A 14,993-nucleotide genomic window follows, 5' to 3' on the forward strand; every position below is an offset into this window, starting at 1 on the left:
TGAAATTCTCTGTTCTTGTTTTAGGAGGGCGTTCAGGGATAGCTGACGTAGACGTCGGTCAGCAGGTCCGCTGCAGAGGGCTTGGGATCGGACTTGGCCTTGTACACGGCGTTTTCAATCAGCAGGTCCACTTCCTTGTCGATCTGGTCCAACTGCTCGACGGTGAGCAAACCGGCCCGGGTGGTGCGCTCGCGAAACTGCATCAGGCAGTCCTGGTTTTCGCGGAAATGCTTGACCTCGTCCGGTGCGCGATAGGTCTGGGCGTCGCCTTCGAAGTGGCCGTAGTAGCGGGTCAGCTTGACCTCGATCAGCGACGGTCCTTCCCCGGCACGGGCGCGTTCGACAGCGGCTCCGGCGGCTTCGTGCACGGCAAAGAAGTCAAAGCCGTCCACCGTCACGCCGGGCATGCCGAAGCCGGCGGCACGGTCGGCGATGTGATCGCAGGCCACCGACCAGTTGGAAGCAGTGGCTTCGGCGTAGCCGTTGTTTTCGGCGATGAACAGGCACGGCAAGTTCCACACCGAGGCCATGTTCATGGCTTCGAACACCGCGCCTTCGTTGGAGCCGCCGTCGCCGAAAAACACCACGGCGACGCTGTCGGTGCCCTTGAGCCGGGCCGCCAAAGCCGCGCCGACCACCAGTGGCGCGCCGGCGCCGACGATGCCGTTGGCGCCGAGCATGCCTTTCTCGAAATCGGCGATGTGCATCGAGCCACCCTTGCCCTGGCACACGCCGGTTTTCTTGCCGTAGATCTCGGCCATCATCCCGTAGACGTCCACGCCCTTGGCGATGCAATGGCCGTGGCCACGGTGGTTGGAGGCGATGCAATCGTCATCGCCCAGGTGGGCCATGACGCCGGCGGCCGACGCTTCTTCGCCGGCATACAAGTGGACGAAACCGGGGATCTCGCCCGTGGCGAACTCCACGTGCAGGCGCTCTTCAAAGGCGCGAATGGTGCGCATCACCTGGTAGGCGTGCAGCAGTTGATCGTGGGTGAGCGGTGTCGACATTTTTATTCTCCTGGGGTGTCTTCTTGAAGATTCAGAGGGTGTTGCGGGTGCTCGCGGCCGATGGCCAACAAGCGTTGTTGCGCGGCGTAGGCCAACACCGCGTTGACGTCGATGCTCAGCGGACCGCCGGCATCGAGGGTGACGGTGGGCCGGTCGTGGGCGTTGAATTCGATTTCCCGTTCGCCATCCAGGGCCAAGGTGCCGCTGGACAGTGACAAGCCATGGGCGACGCCGGGTTCCAAAGGGCCGGCGGCGAGCACCCCACAGCCTTGCAACAGGCCCGGGGCGAGCGGCACCAGCAGCGCTTCGGGGGATTGCGGGTCCAGGCGCATCCAGGCCCCGCCCGGTGCCTGGCGGGACACCGGGAACCACAAGCCGCACAACGCCGACAGGCCAATGGATTGCGGTTCGGCGAAGGTCACGAAGACTTCGGCCAGGTCCTGTGCACGGCTGATGGCCCGGGCGCCGACAAAACGCAGCGGCGACACGGCGACGTCCACCAGGGCGACTTCGCGCAAGCCACGCCCGGCGTCGCAGACCAGCAAGCGCTTGTTGCGGCGCAAACCGATCGCGTCCGGGATCCGGCCGCTGGCGTACAACCCACCGGCCAGCCCGGCACTGGTGGCCTCGCGCAGCTCGGGAAAGGCGTTGTTGGTGCCGGTGGACAGGGTCAGCAAAGGAATGTCGCCGACTTCGGCGGCCACCGCCTTGTGGGTGCCATCGCCTCCGAGCACGGCGATCAGCGCCACCTCGCGCTCGGCCATCAGGCGCGCGGCCCGGCGGGTGTCTTCGACGGTCTGGCGCAGGGTCAGGTCGAGGAATTCCAGGGCCGGCCAGTGGCTGCTGCGGGCCTGGCGGCTATGGCTGTTCCTCAGCACGGCGGCGGCCATGCCGATCATGTCGGTGGGCATCAACACCTGTTCGATGCCGGTGGCGCCGAACGCGGCCAGCAGGCGCTGGATCACCGAAACCTTGTCGGTGCTGGAAAACAGCCCGGCATTGGCGGTCAGGCGTCGCACGTCGCGGCCCGAGGCGGGGTTGGCGATGATGCCCACGGTCAGGGGTCGGCGGCTCATGGCGCCACCGTGGACGGTGCGGGCAAACGGCCTGGGCAGGAAGACATAGACACCTCGTTGTTATTATTGGAGGCCCGTCGGGCGGGCTCCAGGGACAGAGCAAGGGCGGTGCCAGTTGAGGGACAAACCTGCAAGAAGGCCGAACCAGAGCGGTCCCGAGCTGATTGACGAAGCAGCGGACCGAGCCCCGGTGAGACGCCCCATGTCAGCCTGCACGAGGTTGCGGCGAGACACTGAGACGTGGCGTCTCATGCCACCCGGACAACCCGTCGAGCTTGTCTGCACCCGGCGAACGGCGCTTAATGTGCGCACAACGACAAGAAGCTGAATCGGAGGCCCCATGCTTTCCGCTCACTCCCGGGCGCACGTGGATTGCGTCAGCCGCGTGGTGAAAAACGCGAACCAATTGCCACAATTGCCCGTCCCGGACCTGATCCTCGACTCCTGGCGCCGTTCCCTGGAGCAACATCACCTGGACCCGGGTTCGCTGCAGGGCCCGCGCATCCTCTCCCAGGACGTGCTCAAGCAATGCCGCGAGCGCTCCGAGCTGTTCCTCAACATCGCCAGCGAAGAAGTGGCCCGCCTCCATGGCCGGGTACGCGACGCCGACTATTGCGTACTGCTGACCGATGCCCAGGGGCAGACCATCGACTACCGGGTGGAAACCTCGATCCGCAATGACTGCCGCAAGGCCGGGCTGTACCTGGGCACCTGTTGGTCGGAGGGCGAAGAAGGCACGTGTGGCGTGGCGGCGGTGCTCACGGCCAAAGCCCCGGTGACGGTGCACAAGCGCGACCATTTCCGCGCGGCGTTCATTGGCCTGACCTGCTCCGCCGCGCCGGTCTTCGACCCCCAGGGTGAATTGCTCGGGGTGCTGGACGTCTCGGCGGTGCGCTCGCCGGATGATCGCCGCTCGCAGCACCTGATCCGGCAAATGGTGGTACAGAGCGCCCGGGAGATCGAACAGGCGTTTTTCATGAGCAGCGCCCAGGGCTACTGGGTGCTGCGGGCCCATCGCAACCCCGGCTACGTCGACAGCCAGCCGGACTTCCTGTTCGCCTGGGATGACGACGGTTGCCTGCAAGCCTTGAACCCGGCTGCCCGCCAGTACCTGCTGCAACAGTACGGGCAGGTGCCGCAACACATCGGCCAGGTGTTCGAGCAGCAACGGCTGCACCGTGCCCGGGACGAAAGCCTCTGCTTGTTCGATCACGCCCTGCACGGACGCTTGAGCGCCCCTCGCCAGCGGGCCAGTTCACGTTCGCGGGTGGCGATGACCCCGTTGGAAATCGATCCGCGCCTGGCCGACAGCCTGCGCCTGGCGGTGCGGGTCAAGGATCGCAACCTGCCGGTGCTGATCCAGGGCGAAACCGGTGCCGGCAAGGAAGTCTTCGCCCGCCAGCTGCACCAGGCCAGCCAGCGCCGCGAGCGCCCTTTCGTGGCGCTGAACTGCGCGGCCATTCCCGAAAGCCTGATCGAAAGCGAATTGTTCGGCTACGTCGCCGGGGCGTTCACCGGCGCCTCGGCCAAAGGCATGCAGGGCCTGGTGCAACAGGCCGATGGCGGCACCTTGTTCCTGGATGAGATCGGCGACATGCCGCTGGCCTTGCAGACCCGCCTGCTGCGGGTACTGGCCGAGGGTGAGGTGGCACCGCTGGGCGCATCCCGGCGCAAGGCCGTCGACATTCAGGTGATCTGCGCCACCCACCGCGACCTGGAGACCCTGGTGGCTGCCGGGGAGTTTCGCGAGGATTTGTATTTCCGTCTCGGCGGCGCGCGTTTCCAGCTACCGCCGTTACGTGACCGCAGCGACCGGCTGGCGCTGATCAATCGGATCCTTGCCGAGGAGTCGGCGTTGTGCGGGGGAACCGTGCAGTTGAGCGTCGCCGCCCTGGAAACCCTGCTCGGCTATCACTGGCCGGGCAATGTCCGCCAGTTGCGCCATGTGCTGCGCTATGCGTGCGCGGTGTGCGAAGCCAGCGTTATCCAAGTCAGCCACTTGCCCGAGTCGTTGCACTGCACTCACGCCGTCGATCAGGGGCCGGAGCCGAGCGCCAGCCCGGAACGCCAGGCGTTGCTCGATGCCTTGGTGCGCCACCGCTGGAAACCCACCGCCGCCGCCCGGGCCCTGGGCATTTCCCGGGCGACCCTGTATCGACGGGTGCATCAACATGGCATCGAAATGCCAGGCCGCAGCCCCGCCTGAGCACCTAGCGGCGCGCCAGCTCATGACGGACACATTGCTCGTAGTAGGTCTGTTTGACCGCCGCGGGTTTGAGACGCGAAGCGCTGTTGTAGGTCTGCTCGGTAATGCCCAGGGCGGTCATGCGCATCCAGGGCCGGGGAAACTTGCGCACCTGCAGCTTCTTGCGTGCGCCGTACAGGCTGACGCCAGACAGCTTCGACGCCTGCGCCCCCGCCGCGATATCCGAACCCCAGCGGCACACTGATTGCTGGTTCTGCGACAGCGCCTTGGCCTGGGCCTCGAGCGAGACGGCGGCCAAGAGAAACGTCGCTACGACCCACATAGAAATACGCATAGGTTTGTCGCCCAACTTTCTGAAAGGAAAGAAGTTTGACTGTATGTAAATGAGCAAGGGGCCAGCATTTGCAGGCCATTCTCGAATCCGCATGCGATCCATTGTGGCGAGGGAGCTTGCTCCCGCTGGGCCGCGCAGCGGCCCCCCTGTATTTGCCTGACACACCGGGTCCGTCGTGGCTTTTTGGGGCCGCTTCGCAGCCCAGCGGGAGCAAGCTCCCTCGCCACAGGGGGTGCCTTCGCCATCTGCGACATTGGTCCACAAGTGGCGCAGCCAACTAGAAACAACTAGAGAAGACAATCTCAACAAATTGAAATTAAACGTTTTAGTAAGCAGTTCCGCTAACCTTCGCCTCCTCCAACAACTGCTGGATCACCTGCTCCTGCTCGCCATAACGCCCTTCACCAAAATGGCTGTAGCGCACCTGCCCCTTGGCATCGATGAAGTAATGGGCCGGCCAGTATTGATTGTTGAAGGCGCGCCAGATTGCATACTGATTGTCGATCGCCACCGGATAGTGGATGTCCAGCTTGCGCACCTGATCGCGGACGTTATCGATGATCTTCTCGTAGCCGTATTCCGGGGTGTGGACGCCGATCACCACCAGCCCATCCTTTTCATACTTCTTCGCCCAGCCGTTCACATAGGGCAAGGTGTGCTGGCAGTTGATGCAGTCGTAGGTCCAGAAGTCCACCAGCACCACCTTGCCCCGCAGCGACTCGCTGCTCAGCGGCGGCGAGTTCAGCCATTGCACCGCACCGTCCAGCGCAGGCATGGGGCCCTGGGCGTCGAGGGTCGGCATGGCACTGGCGCCGGCCTTGCTCACCACGTAGTCGATGGCCTTGGGCACGTTCTCCAGCAGGCTTTTTTCCAGGCTGGTGGACTGTTGGGAGGAAGTCGCCGCCAACAAGCGGTCATCCGCCCCTGTGCCAATCGCCACGGCCGCCAGCAACACCGCCAGCCCCGTTCCACGGCGCAACCAAGTGGTCATCGGCAGCGAGAGCTTCAGGCGCCCGACCAGGCCACGCCCGGCCAGGATCAGCGTGCCCAGGGACAGGGCACTGCCCAGGCCGTAAGCGAGCAGCAACAGGCTGGTTTGCGCGCTGGCGCCTTGCAGCATGGCGCCGGTCAGGATTACCCCGAGTATCGGCCCGGCGCACGGTGCCCAGAGCAACCCGGTTGCAACGCCGATCATCACCGAGCCCACCGGCCCGGCCATCCGCCCGGCCCCAGCGTCCAGGCGATTGCCCAGGTTGACCAGCGGCCGCGCCAGCCAGATGCCAACCCGGCTGAAGATCAACGACAGGGCGAACACCCCCATCACCACCAACGCGACTTGCCGACCGACGCTGCTGGCGCGCACCACCCATTCGCTGCTGACCACCGCCAGGCTGGAGACCAGGGCGAACGTCAACACCATGCCGCCGAGGGTCAGCAGCACCGAGCTGCGGGAACGATTGGCCCGGGCGAACAGAAACGGCACCACCGGAAGAATGCAGGGGCTGAGGATCGTCAGGACCCCGCCGAGAAAAGCGATAAGAAGCATGGCAACACCTCAAAATAAAAGGCCTACATAGACCCACAAAAGCAGGTCAGTTCTGGTTGCTGCAGTGATCGGAAAACTTGCGGTAGTCCAGCGCCTGCTGGTGGCCTGCCGAATCCAGGTAGGTCATGTGGGCGTTGACCACGCCGCAGGTCGGCTCGGTGTCTTCGGTGAGGGAAAGCACCTTCTGGATGTCCAGGTGGCTGCCGTAGGTGTAGGTGTGCGGTTGCACGTTGCTTTCGGCCCGGGCCGACAGGGTGCAGATGTTCAGCGCGGCGAAAAGGCAGGCGGCGTAGACGGCTTTGGTGTTCATGGCGACTCCTCGATTCAATGGGGGTTATCTGCCGAGGCCTGTTGTGTGCCTCGATGGATGCCATTGAATGCCCCGCAGGTATCGCGTCTGTATCGAGCCAGGTGGCTTTTTGCATCGCTGTGTATCCGCCGGGCGCCAGATACACTGCAATACAAACCGCCACGAGCCGCGCTGGCCGGGGCCTGTAGACTGCTCACAACGAAACGCCGAGGAGCGGGACACCATGGATCATGTCGATCACGTGCTGATAGTGGATGACGATCGCGAGATCAGAGAGCTGGTTGGCAACTACCTGAAGAAGAATGGCCTGCGCACCACCGTTGTCGCCGATGGCCGGCAGATGCGCGCCTTCCTCGAAACCACCCCGGTGGACCTGATCGTGCTGGACATCATGATGCCCGGCGACGACGGCCTGGTGCTGTGCCGGGAATTGCGTGCCGGCAAGCACAAGGCCACGCCGGTGCTGATGCTCACCGCCCGCAACGACGAAACCGACCGCATCATCGGCCTGGAAATGGGCGCCGACGATTACCTGGTCAAGCCGTTCGCCGCCCGGGAGCTGCTGGCGCGGATCAACGCCGTGCTGCGCCGCACCCGCATGTTGCCGCCCAACCTGGTGGTCACCGAAAGCGGTCGCCTGCTGGCGTTCGGACGCTGGCGCCTGGACACCACCGCCCGCCACCTGCTGGACACCGACGGCACCATGGTTGCCTTGAGCGGCGCCGAGTATCGGTTGTTGCGGGTGTTCCTCGATCATCCGCAACGGGTACTCAACCGCGACCAGTTGCTTAACCTCACCCAGGGCCGGGACGCCGACCTGTTCGATCGCTCCATCGATCTACTGGTCAGCCGCCTGCGCCAGCGCCTGCTGGACGATGCCCGGGAACCGGCCTACATCAAGACCGTGCGCAGCGAAGGCTACGTGTTCTCGCTGCCGGTGGAGATCCTCGAGGCGTCGGTATGAGCCTGCCGCTGCGCTGGCCGCGGACCCTGGCCTCGAGGCTGTCGCTGATCTTCCTGATCGGCCTGATCCTGGCCCAGGGCCTGTCTTTCGGCGTCCAGTACTACGAGCGCTACCAGAGCGCCAAGTCGACCATGCTCGGCAACCTGGAGACCGACGTCTCGACCTCCGTGGCGATTCTCGACCGCCTGCCTGCCGCCGAACGCCAGGCCTGGCTACCGAAACTCGCCCGGCGCAACTATGGCTATTTGCTCGACGAAGGCCAGCCCGGCCAACCGATGGACCTGGCCGACGCGCCGATCTCGGTCAGTTCGATCCAGGAAGCCATCGGCCAGGCCTATGGCCTGACCTTCAAGCAGATTCCCGGGCCGAACATGCACTACCAGGCGCATCTGCGGCTGGGGGACGGCAGCCCGCTGACCATCGACGTACGCCCGGCGATGGCGCCCCTCTCCCCTTGGCTGCCAATGGTATTGCTGGGGCAGTTGGCACTGTTGATCGGCTGCACCTGGCTGGCCGTGCGCATCGCCGTAGGTCCCTTGACCCGACTGGCCCAGGCGGTGGAAACCCTCGACCCGAACGCCCATAGCGTGCGCCTGGACGAAAAAGGCCCGACCGAAGTGGTGCATGCGGCCAAGGCCTTCAACGCCATGCAAGACCGCATCGCCGCCTACCTCAAGGAGCGCATGCAGTTGCTGGCGGCTATTTCCCATGACTTGCAGACCCCCATCACGCGCATGAAGCTGCGCGCCGAATTCATGGACGAAGGGATCGAAAGGGACAAGCTGTGGAGCGACTTGAGCGAAATGGAGCACCTGGTGCGTGAAGGCGTGGCCTATGCCCGCAGCATCCACGGCGCCACCGAGGCCAGTTGCCGGATCAGCCTGGACGCGTTCCTCGACAGTCTGGTGTTCGACTACCAGGACACCGGCAAGGACGTGCAACTGTCCGGAAAAAACGCCGCCGTCATCGACACCCGTCCCCATGCCCTGCGGCGGGTACTGATCAACCTGGTGGACAACGCCTTGAAATTCGGCGGCGCGGCGCAGATCCAGGTGCAACCGGCCGACAACGGGCAATTGGCGATCCAGGTACTGGACCGTGGCCCCGGGATCAGCGAGCAGGAACTGGCCGAAGTGCTCAAGCCGTTCTACCGGGTGGAAAGCTCGCGCAACCGGGAGACCGGCGGCACCGGCCTAGGCTTGGCCATCGCCCAGCAACTGGCGATCGCCATGGGCGGCTCACTGACCCTGAGCAACCGCGACGGCGGCGGCCTCTGCGCCGAGCTGCGCCTGGCACTCACAAGCTGACACTGCCCCACACTGCTCTGGGGCGCTGCAAATAGGGGTGCCTTACCCAAACTCCCCTGTGGGAGCGAGCCTGCTCGCGATTGCGGTGTGTCAGCCAGCATCACTCAACCGACCTGACGCCTTCGCGAGCAAGCTCGCTCCCACACCGTTCTGTAGCGCTGCAAATAAGGGTGCCTCACCCAGTTCCCCTGTGGGAGCGAGCTTGCTCGCGATTGCGGTGTGTCAGCCAGCATCACTCAACCGACCTGACGCCTTCGCGAGCAAGCTCGCTCCCACACTGCTCTGTGGCGTTGCAAATAGGGGTGCATTACCCAGATCCCCCTGTGGGAGCGAGCTTGCTCGCGATTGCGGTGTGTCAGCCAGCATCCATTCAGCTGACCCGACGCCTTCGCGAGCAAGCCCGCTCCCATACCGCTCTGTGGCGTTGCAAATAGGGGTGCCTTGCCCTGTTCCCCTGTGGGAGCGAGCCTGCTCGCGATAGAGGTTTGTATACCAGTGTGTCTGCGGATGATCGGCATACACGAACTTGCACAATGCTGCGCCGCGGACACACCCCGCTTACACCGGCTTGAAAGACTCCCTCCCATCCCCGGCGACTATCACGACCGGGCCCTCGACATCCAAGGAGCCTTTACATGCCTACCCCTACCGCATCCCCCTTTCGTTACCAAGGCTGGTCGCTGTTCAGCCTGCTCGCCGCCCTGATGCTGTTGATGACCGGGTTGATCCTGATACTCAACCCGGACCTGACCGAAGGCGTGCGCAGCGCCATTCGCGCCACGGCGCGTTCGTCGTTCATCCTGTTCCTGCTGGCCTTCACCGCCTCGGCATTCGCGGTGCTGGTGCCCTCGCCCCTGAGCCGGGCGCTGGTGCGTGAACGACGCTTCATCGGACTGGCCTTTGCCTTTTCCCACCTGGTCCACGCCGTGCTGATTTACACCTACGGCCAGCTCAATACCGAGTTCTGGCCCGGCCGCACCACTCTCGGCAACGTGCCCGGCACCGTGGGCTATGTGTTCATCCTGCTGCTGGCGCTGACCTCGTTCAAAAGCACCACGCGCCTGATCGGTTTCAAGGCCTGGAAGCGCCTGCATGTCACCGGCATGTGGGTGCTGGCGGCGATCTTTGCCTATTCCAACTTCAAACGCATCCCCATGAGCGACTGGTACGTGCTGCCCTTCGGCCTGATCTGCGCCGCCACCGCCGTCCGCCTGGTGGGCAAGCTGGCCCAGGCCACCCAGCGTCGCCAACGGCCGCAACACGCGGCTTGAGCCCAGGGGGATCGATCATGTACGCAAATACCTTGAATACACTGCATACCCCGCTCGAGAACCTCGGGGCATGGCTGGCGCCGCTGGGCCTGCGCTTGTTCCTGGCTTGGGAGTTCTTCGAATCCGGCCTGGAGAAATGGAACGGCGCGAACTGGTTCGCCGAGATCCAGTCTGCCTTCCCGTTCCCGTTCAACCATGTGCCGGCCCAATGGAACTGGGAACTGGCGATGTGGGCCGAGCTGATCGGCGCCATCGCCCTGTTGATCGGCTTGGGTACTCGCCTCTCGGCCCTGGTGCTGATCGTCGTCACCGTGGTGGCGACCGCTGCCGTGCACTGGCCGACTGACTGGTGGAGCTTGAGCGAGCTGGCCCAGGGTTATGCGATTACCAACAAGGGACACGGCAACTTCAAGCTGCCGTTGATCTACCTGGTGGCCTTGCTGCCGTTGCTGTTGCAAGGGGCTGGGAAGTTGAGTGTGGATGCGGTGCTGAATCGCCGAAACAAGGCCTGACAAAAACCCCTTGTGGGAGCGAGCTTGCTCGCGATGGCAGTGGGTCAGTCGACTTCAACAGTGACTGATGTACCGTCATCGCGAGCAAGCTCGCTCCCACAAGGGTTTGGGGTTAATTGGCGAGGTGTGGCTGTACGCCAACAACCCCTTCCTCCTGCATCCGCCGCAACAGCGCCACCGCGCTGTCCATGAATGCTGCCGAATCCACCCCCGCCTCCCGCGCCAGCGCCAGCAGCTGCCCTCGCCCCGTCAACCCTGGATAGGCCTCGATGCGCTGCAAAAGCCGCCAGGCCAACGGGCTGAGTTCGGAAAAACGCACCTCGAACCCAGGCGTTCGCCGCACCAGCAGCAGCGTCGGCTGCGCCGGTGGTATCGAGGGCTGATAACTCGGCGCCAGGCGATGCACCGGCCATTGGTACGCCAGCGGCCAGGCCAAGGGCGAGACACGCAGCGGCGAGCCGAGCAAGGACGTCTCGTCATGGGCCGGCAACGGCTCGGCCTCGGATTGCAGCAGCGCCATCTCGACCCACTCGTAGTGCGCCAGCTCCGCCACGAACGGCGGCCAGTCCAGCGAGGGATGGCCTGCAAGATAGCCAACGAATTCCTCGGCGATTTCACCGAACTTGGGCGTGGCACAGCGATGTTCACGCAGGAATCGGCGCACGCAGGCACGCCAAGGGTCCTGTCCCAGCAGGTTCACCAACACGGGAAAGGTGCCGCTGAGCAGCGCCCGCATGTTCTCGAAGATCAGGTCGCGATACACCTGGGCCCGTGCCGCGTCCATGCCGGACGGGATCGGGCAGTGATCCGGGTCGCGCAGGTAGCGGGTCAGCGCCTGTTGCTGCTGATGCAGCGTCTGCCGAGCCTCAGCCATGGGTCACCGCCCGCCAGGTGCCGGCCTGGTGCTGTAACTGGCGAATCGTCTGCAGTTCGGCCACCAGGGCGGCGTAAGGCGGGAAGTTGAAGTCCCGTTCGAGCAAGGTCGGCTGTACGCCGAAACGTGCATAAGCCTGGGCCAGCAGCGCCCAGACCACCGGCTTGACCGGCGCGCCATGGCTGTCGATTTTCAGCGTGTCGGACTCGTCGTAATGCCCGGCCACATGCATCGCGACCACCCGCCCCGGCTCAAGACCCGCCAGGAATGCCTGGGGATCGAAGCCATGATTGACCGAGTTGACGTAGACGTTATTGACGTCCAGCAACAGGTCGCAATCGGCTTCGCGCAACACCGCCCGGGTGAATTCCAGCTCGCTCATGTCCTGTTGGGCGGCGGCGTAATAAGAGACGTTTTCCACCGCCAGGCGGCGTCCCAGCACATCCTGGGCCTGGCGGATCCTCGTCGCCACGTGATGGACCGCTTCCTCGGTGAAGGGCAGCGGCAACAAGTCATACAAATGCCCCTCGTCGCCGCAGTAGCTCAAGTGCTCGCTGTACAACGGCACCTTGAAACGCTCGAGGAAAGCACGCACCTGGCCGAGAAACGCCAGGTCCAGCGGCGCCGGCCCACCGAGGGACAACGACAGGCCATGGCACGTCAACGGATAACGTTCGGCCAGGGAATGCAAGGCGGCGCCATGGGGGCCGCCGATGCCGATCCAGTTTTCTGGAGCGACTTCAAGAAAGTCGAAATCCCCGGGCGGTGCCTGGCGCAGCTCAGCGAGCAAGGCCCGGCGCAGGCCGAGGCCTGCCGAGGGTTGGGGTAGATTCAACATGGCACATCTCCTGGGGAAACGAGATGTGGTGAGCCTCATGGAACGATCAACCCCATGATGGAAACCGAATACCCGTGGCGAGGGAGCTTGCTCCCGCTGGGTCGCGCAGCGGCCCCAGTTTTTTTGGGCCTGCTACGCCCGAAGCGTCGGACCGGTCCAGCGGGAGCAAGCTCCCTCGCCACGGGGCCTTTGTTCGACGCCGCTTCAGTGGGCTGGCATCAACGCATCAGGCTCACCACCGGGGGCGAATCAGGACTCGATAGCCGCCCCGCACTTGCCTTCGCCACATTTGCCTTCCGCGGTCTTCGCCTGGGCCGACAGGTATTGCTTGGCTTCCGGCAACGAGATACCGCCGTCGTGGTTGGCGTCGATCTTGTCGAACTCAACGGCGCGTTCCGGCGCGGCGGCGATGAATTCGTCCCGCGAGACCTGGCCATCGTGGTTCTTATCGGTCTTGGCGAACTTGTCTTCGCCGCACTTGCCTTCGGCGGGTTTCTTCACCGTATCGGCGGCCGCCAGGGTGTAGCCCTGGGCCAGGTCGTTCATGGTCAAGGCCGAAGCCGCCGTGGAGAGACCCAGGCCACCGACCAGAGCCAGGCCAAGTGCAAGGGATGAATGACGGGAGAAGTTGAGCATGGGGTATTCCTCTGACGATTGACGATTAATCCGCCAGTCACCGGCACCGAGGCTCGGGGCCGGCTGGCTGGCGTAGTTAATCGACGGTGTGTATCCGGCCTGTGTCGCCGGCCCGGTCCTTCGTCAAGCAGATGTATCCGGGCCTGCGCGGTACACACTGCGATACACGCCCGCCCGGCCACAGCCCCTGGCGTTGAAAAAATCGAAACCTTGGACGGCGTGCACCGGTCAAGTCCTGTATGAACGTCAACCGCTGCACGTCGCGCCGAGCGACCGCGGCCCGAAACGAGGGACAGACATGAGCATGACCGTCGGTGATTTCCTGGTGGAACGTCTTTATGAATGGGGGGTTCGCCGTATCTATGGCTATCCGGGCGATGGCATCAACGGCGTGTTTGGCGCCTTGAACCGCGCCCAGGGAAAAATCCGCTTCATCCAGGCCCGCCACGAGGAAATGGCCGCGTTCATGGCCTGCGCCCACGCCAAGTTCACCGGCGAACTGGGGGTCTGCATCGCCACTTCCGGACCCGGCGCGTCCCACTTGGTGACCGGCCTCTACGATGCCCGAATGGACCACATGCCGGTGCTCGCCATCAGCGGCCAGCAAGCCCGCGCCGCGCTGGGCGGGCATTACCAGCAGGAACTGGACCTGGTCAGCCTGTTCAAGGACGTGGCCGGGGCGTTCGTGCAGCAAGCCAGCGTGCCCGCCCAGGTGCGTCACCTGCTCGACCGCGCCGTACGCACGGCAGTGGGTGAGCGCCGGGTCACGGCGCTGATCCTGCCGAACGACCTCCAGGACATGGAATACACCGCGCCACGCCACAAGCATGGGACCGTTCACTCCGGCGTCGGCTACCGCAAGCCCAGCGTCGTCCCCTACGAAGAGGACTTGCGCAAAGCTGCCGAGGTGCTCAATGCCGGCAAGAAAGTCGCCATCCTGGTCGGTGCCGGCGCGCTGCACGCCACCGACGAAGTCATCGCCATCGCCGAGAAGCTCGGCGCCGGTGTGGCCAAGGCATTGCTGGGCAAGGCCGCCGTGCCCGATGACCTGCCCTGGGTCACCGGCACCATCGGCCTGCTTGGCACCGAGCCCAGCGACAACCTGATGGCCGGCTGCGACACGCTGCTGATGATCGGCTCCGGCTTCCCCTACGCCGAGTTCCTGCCCCCTGAAGGCCAGGCCCGGGGCGTGCAGATCGACATTCAAGCGGACATGCTCAGCCTGCGGTATCCCATGGAAGTCAGCCTGCACGGCGACAGCGTCGATACCTTGCGCGCCCTGCTGCCGCTGATCGAAGAAAAGACCGACCGCACCTGGCGCAAGAAAATCGAGCATTGGCGGGAACGCTGGGAGCGCACCCTGGAAAAACGCGCCTTGGTAGCCGCCAAACCGATCAACCCGCAGCGAGTCACCTTCGAGCTGTCGCCGCGACTGCCAGAGCAGGCCATCATCACCTGCGATTCGGGCTCCTGCGCCAATTGGTACGCCCGCGACCTGAAGATCCGGCGCGGCATGATGTGTTCGCTGTCGGGTGGCCTGGCGTCAATGGGCGCCGCCGTGCCCTACGCCATCGCGGCGAAGTTCTGCCACCCGCAGCGGCCAGTGATCGCCCTGGTAGGCGATGGTGCCATGCAGATGAACAACATGGCCGAGCTGATCACCGTCGCCAAATACTGGCGCACCTGGGCCAACGGCACCTGGATCTGTGCAGTGTTCAACAATCGGGACTTGAACCAGGTGACATGGGAACAACGGGTGATGGAGGGCGATCCAAAATTCGAAGCCTCCCAGGACATTCCCGACGTGCCCTACCACCTGTTTGCCGAATCCATTGGCTTGAAGGGCATCCTCGTGTTGCACGAAGACGACGTGGCCACGGCCTGGGAAACCGCGCTGGCGGCGGATCGTCCGGTGCTGATCGAATTTCGCACCGACCCCGACGTGCCGCCGCTGCCACCGCATATCAAGCTGGAACAGGCGAAGAAGTTTGCCTCGACCCTGCTCCAGGGCGACCCGAACGAGCGAGGCATCGTGGTGGAGACCGCCAAGCAGGTATTGAGCAGCCTGCTGCCGGGCCATCGCACGGATAAAGAGTGAGGCGTGACACG

Annotated in this window: 14 protein-coding genes; 6 read left to right on the forward strand and 8 right to left on the reverse strand. The window is 64.4% G+C overall.

The features are described 5' to 3' along the window. Positions 1-32 precede the first annotated feature (32 nt). Together J3P85_RS15100 and J3P85_RS15105 are read right to left on the reverse strand one after the other, a co-directional pair. Complete coding sequence (locus tag J3P85_RS15100; protein WP_053119650.1) at positions 33-1,010, reverse strand: thiamine pyrophosphate-dependent dehydrogenase E1 component subunit alpha; 978 nt, start codon at positions 1,008-1,010, stop codon at positions 33-35. Positions 1,011-1,012: 2 nt separating this feature from the next. After that, entirely contained in the window at positions 1,013-2,086 is a 1,074-nt protein-coding gene (locus J3P85_RS15105; protein WP_434702195.1) for an ATP-NAD kinase family protein, read from the reverse strand. 340 nt (positions 2,087-2,426) lie between these two features. Here J3P85_RS15105 and J3P85_RS15110 point away from each other — a divergent pair, with 340 nt between their 5' ends. Beyond that, positions 2,427-4,292, forward strand: a complete 1,866-nt coding sequence (locus J3P85_RS15110; protein ID WP_434702197.1) for a sigma-54-dependent Fis family transcriptional regulator — start codon at positions 2,427-2,429, stop codon at positions 4,290-4,292. 4 nt (positions 4,293-4,296) lie between these two features. Here J3P85_RS15110 and J3P85_RS15115 read toward each other — a convergent pair whose 3' ends face one another. The 3 genes from J3P85_RS15115 to J3P85_RS15125 form a co-directional block, all read right to left on the reverse strand. Beyond that, a complete protein-coding gene (locus J3P85_RS15115) occupies positions 4,297-4,626 on the reverse strand; it encodes a hypothetical protein (protein ID WP_434702198.1) in 330 nt (109 codons plus the stop codon). A 325-nt stretch (positions 4,627-4,951) separates the two neighbouring features. After that, positions 4,952-6,172: a cytochrome c biogenesis protein DipZ gene (locus J3P85_RS15120; RefSeq protein ID WP_434702199.1), complete on the reverse strand. Its 1,221-nt coding sequence runs from the start codon at positions 6,170-6,172 to the stop codon at positions 4,952-4,954. A 46-nt stretch (positions 6,173-6,218) separates the two neighbouring features. Then, positions 6,219-6,482 carry a DUF2790 domain-containing protein gene (locus J3P85_RS15125; RefSeq protein ID WP_186728570.1) on the reverse strand — a complete coding sequence of 88 codons (264 nt, stop codon included), beginning with the start codon at positions 6,480-6,482 and terminating at the stop codon, positions 6,219-6,221. Positions 6,483-6,705: 223 nt separating this feature from the next. Between J3P85_RS15125 and J3P85_RS15130 the strand changes: the two genes are divergently transcribed. The 4 genes from J3P85_RS15130 to J3P85_RS15145 all read left to right on the forward strand — a co-directional run bounded on the left by J3P85_RS15130 (position 6,706) and on the right by J3P85_RS15145 (position 10,536). Further along, positions 6,706-7,446, forward strand: coding sequence for a response regulator (locus J3P85_RS15130; protein WP_003202589.1), 741 nt, complete (start codon positions 6,706-6,708; stop codon positions 7,444-7,446). Next, positions 7,443-8,753 carry an ATP-binding protein gene (locus J3P85_RS15135; RefSeq protein WP_434702200.1) on the forward strand — a complete coding sequence of 437 codons (1,311 nt, stop codon included), beginning with the start codon at positions 7,443-7,445 and terminating at the stop codon, positions 8,751-8,753. The genes J3P85_RS15130 and J3P85_RS15135 overlap by 4 nt, the downstream gene beginning before the upstream one ends. 635 nt (positions 8,754-9,388) lie before the next feature. Further along, the gene (locus tag J3P85_RS15140; RefSeq protein WP_434702201.1) at positions 9,389-10,024 is read left to right on the forward strand and encodes a ferric reductase-like transmembrane domain-containing protein; all 636 of its coding nucleotides are present in this window, start codon (positions 9,389-9,391) and stop codon (positions 10,022-10,024) included. Positions 10,025-10,041: 17 nt separating this feature from the next. Beyond that, complete coding sequence (locus tag J3P85_RS15145; protein WP_434702202.1) at positions 10,042-10,536, forward strand: HvfX family Cu-binding RiPP maturation protein; 495 nt, start codon at positions 10,042-10,044, stop codon at positions 10,534-10,536. A 112-nt stretch (positions 10,537-10,648) separates the two neighbouring features. On the opposite strand, the gene J3P85_RS15150 is transcribed toward J3P85_RS15145, so the two are convergent. The 3 genes from J3P85_RS15150 to J3P85_RS15160 all read right to left on the reverse strand — a co-directional run bounded on the left by J3P85_RS15150 (position 10,649) and on the right by J3P85_RS15160 (position 12,884). Beyond that, positions 10,649-11,410, reverse strand: coding sequence for an HvfC family RiPP maturation protein (locus J3P85_RS15150; RefSeq protein WP_434702203.1), 762 nt, complete (start codon positions 11,408-11,410; stop codon positions 10,649-10,651). Further along, the gene (locus J3P85_RS15155; protein WP_434702204.1) at positions 11,403-12,248 is read right to left on the reverse strand and encodes an HvfB family MNIO-type RiPP peptide maturase; all 846 of its coding nucleotides are present in this window, start codon (positions 12,246-12,248) and stop codon (positions 11,403-11,405) included. Before J3P85_RS15155 ends, J3P85_RS15150 begins: the two co-directional genes overlap by 8 nt. A 249-nt stretch (positions 12,249-12,497) precedes the next feature. After that, on the reverse strand, positions 12,498-12,884 hold the full coding sequence (locus J3P85_RS15160) for an HvfA family oxazolone/thioamide-modified RiPP metallophore (RefSeq protein ID WP_434702205.1): 387 nt from the start codon (positions 12,882-12,884) through the stop codon (positions 12,498-12,500). Between the two features lie 298 nt (positions 12,885-13,182). Between J3P85_RS15160 and J3P85_RS15165 the strand changes: the two genes are divergently transcribed. Beyond that, positions 13,183-14,982, forward strand: coding sequence for a thiamine pyrophosphate-requiring protein (locus tag J3P85_RS15165; RefSeq protein ID WP_434702206.1), 1,800 nt, complete (start codon positions 13,183-13,185; stop codon positions 14,980-14,982). The last annotated feature ends 11 nt before the right edge of the window (positions 14,983-14,993 follow it).

This window comes from Pseudomonas sp. Z1-12, from assembly GCF_051132015.1.
GTDB classification, from domain to species: Bacteria; Pseudomonadota; Gammaproteobacteria; order Pseudomonadales; family Pseudomonadaceae; genus Aquipseudomonas; species Aquipseudomonas zanjanensis.

Excerpts from the sequence above, each read along its gene's own strand:
- J3P85_RS15150 (WP_434702203.1), bottom strand. The coding sequence starts at position 11,410 with ATGGCTGAGGCTCGGCAGACGCTGCATCAGCAGCAACAGGCGCTGACC.
- J3P85_RS15105 (WP_434702195.1), bottom strand. The coding sequence starts at position 2,086 with ATGAGCCGCCGACCCCTGACCGTGGGCATCATCGCCAACCCCGCCTCG.
- J3P85_RS15155 (WP_434702204.1), bottom strand. The coding sequence starts at position 12,248 with ATGTTGAATCTACCCCAACCCTCGGCAGGCCTCGGCCTGCGCCGGGCC.
- J3P85_RS15110 (WP_434702197.1), top strand. The coding sequence starts at position 2,427 with ATGCTTTCCGCTCACTCCCGGGCGCACGTGGATTGCGTCAGCCGCGTG.
- J3P85_RS15120 (WP_434702199.1), bottom strand. The coding sequence starts at position 6,172 with ATGCTTCTTATCGCTTTTCTCGGCGGGGTCCTGACGATCCTCAGCCCC.
- J3P85_RS15135 (WP_434702200.1), top strand. The coding sequence starts at position 7,443 with ATGAGCCTGCCGCTGCGCTGGCCGCGGACCCTGGCCTCGAGGCTGTCG.
- J3P85_RS15165 (WP_434702206.1), top strand. The coding sequence starts at position 13,183 with ATGAGCATGACCGTCGGTGATTTCCTGGTGGAACGTCTTTATGAATGG.
- J3P85_RS15100 (WP_053119650.1), bottom strand. The coding sequence starts at position 1,010 with ATGTCGACACCGCTCACCCACGATCAACTGCTGCACGCCTACCAGGTG.
- J3P85_RS15140 (WP_434702201.1), top strand. The coding sequence starts at position 9,389 with ATGCCTACCCCTACCGCATCCCCCTTTCGTTACCAAGGCTGGTCGCTG.
- J3P85_RS15145 (WP_434702202.1), top strand. The coding sequence starts at position 10,042 with ATGTACGCAAATACCTTGAATACACTGCATACCCCGCTCGAGAACCTC.
- J3P85_RS15130 (WP_003202589.1), top strand. The coding sequence starts at position 6,706 with ATGGATCATGTCGATCACGTGCTGATAGTGGATGACGATCGCGAGATC.
- J3P85_RS15125 (WP_186728570.1), bottom strand. The coding sequence starts at position 6,482 with ATGAACACCAAAGCCGTCTACGCCGCCTGCCTTTTCGCCGCGCTGAAC.
- J3P85_RS15160 (WP_434702205.1), bottom strand. The coding sequence starts at position 12,884 with ATGCTCAACTTCTCCCGTCATTCATCCCTTGCACTTGGCCTGGCTCTG.
- J3P85_RS15115 (WP_434702198.1), bottom strand. The coding sequence starts at position 4,626 with ATGCGTATTTCTATGTGGGTCGTAGCGACGTTTCTCTTGGCCGCCGTC.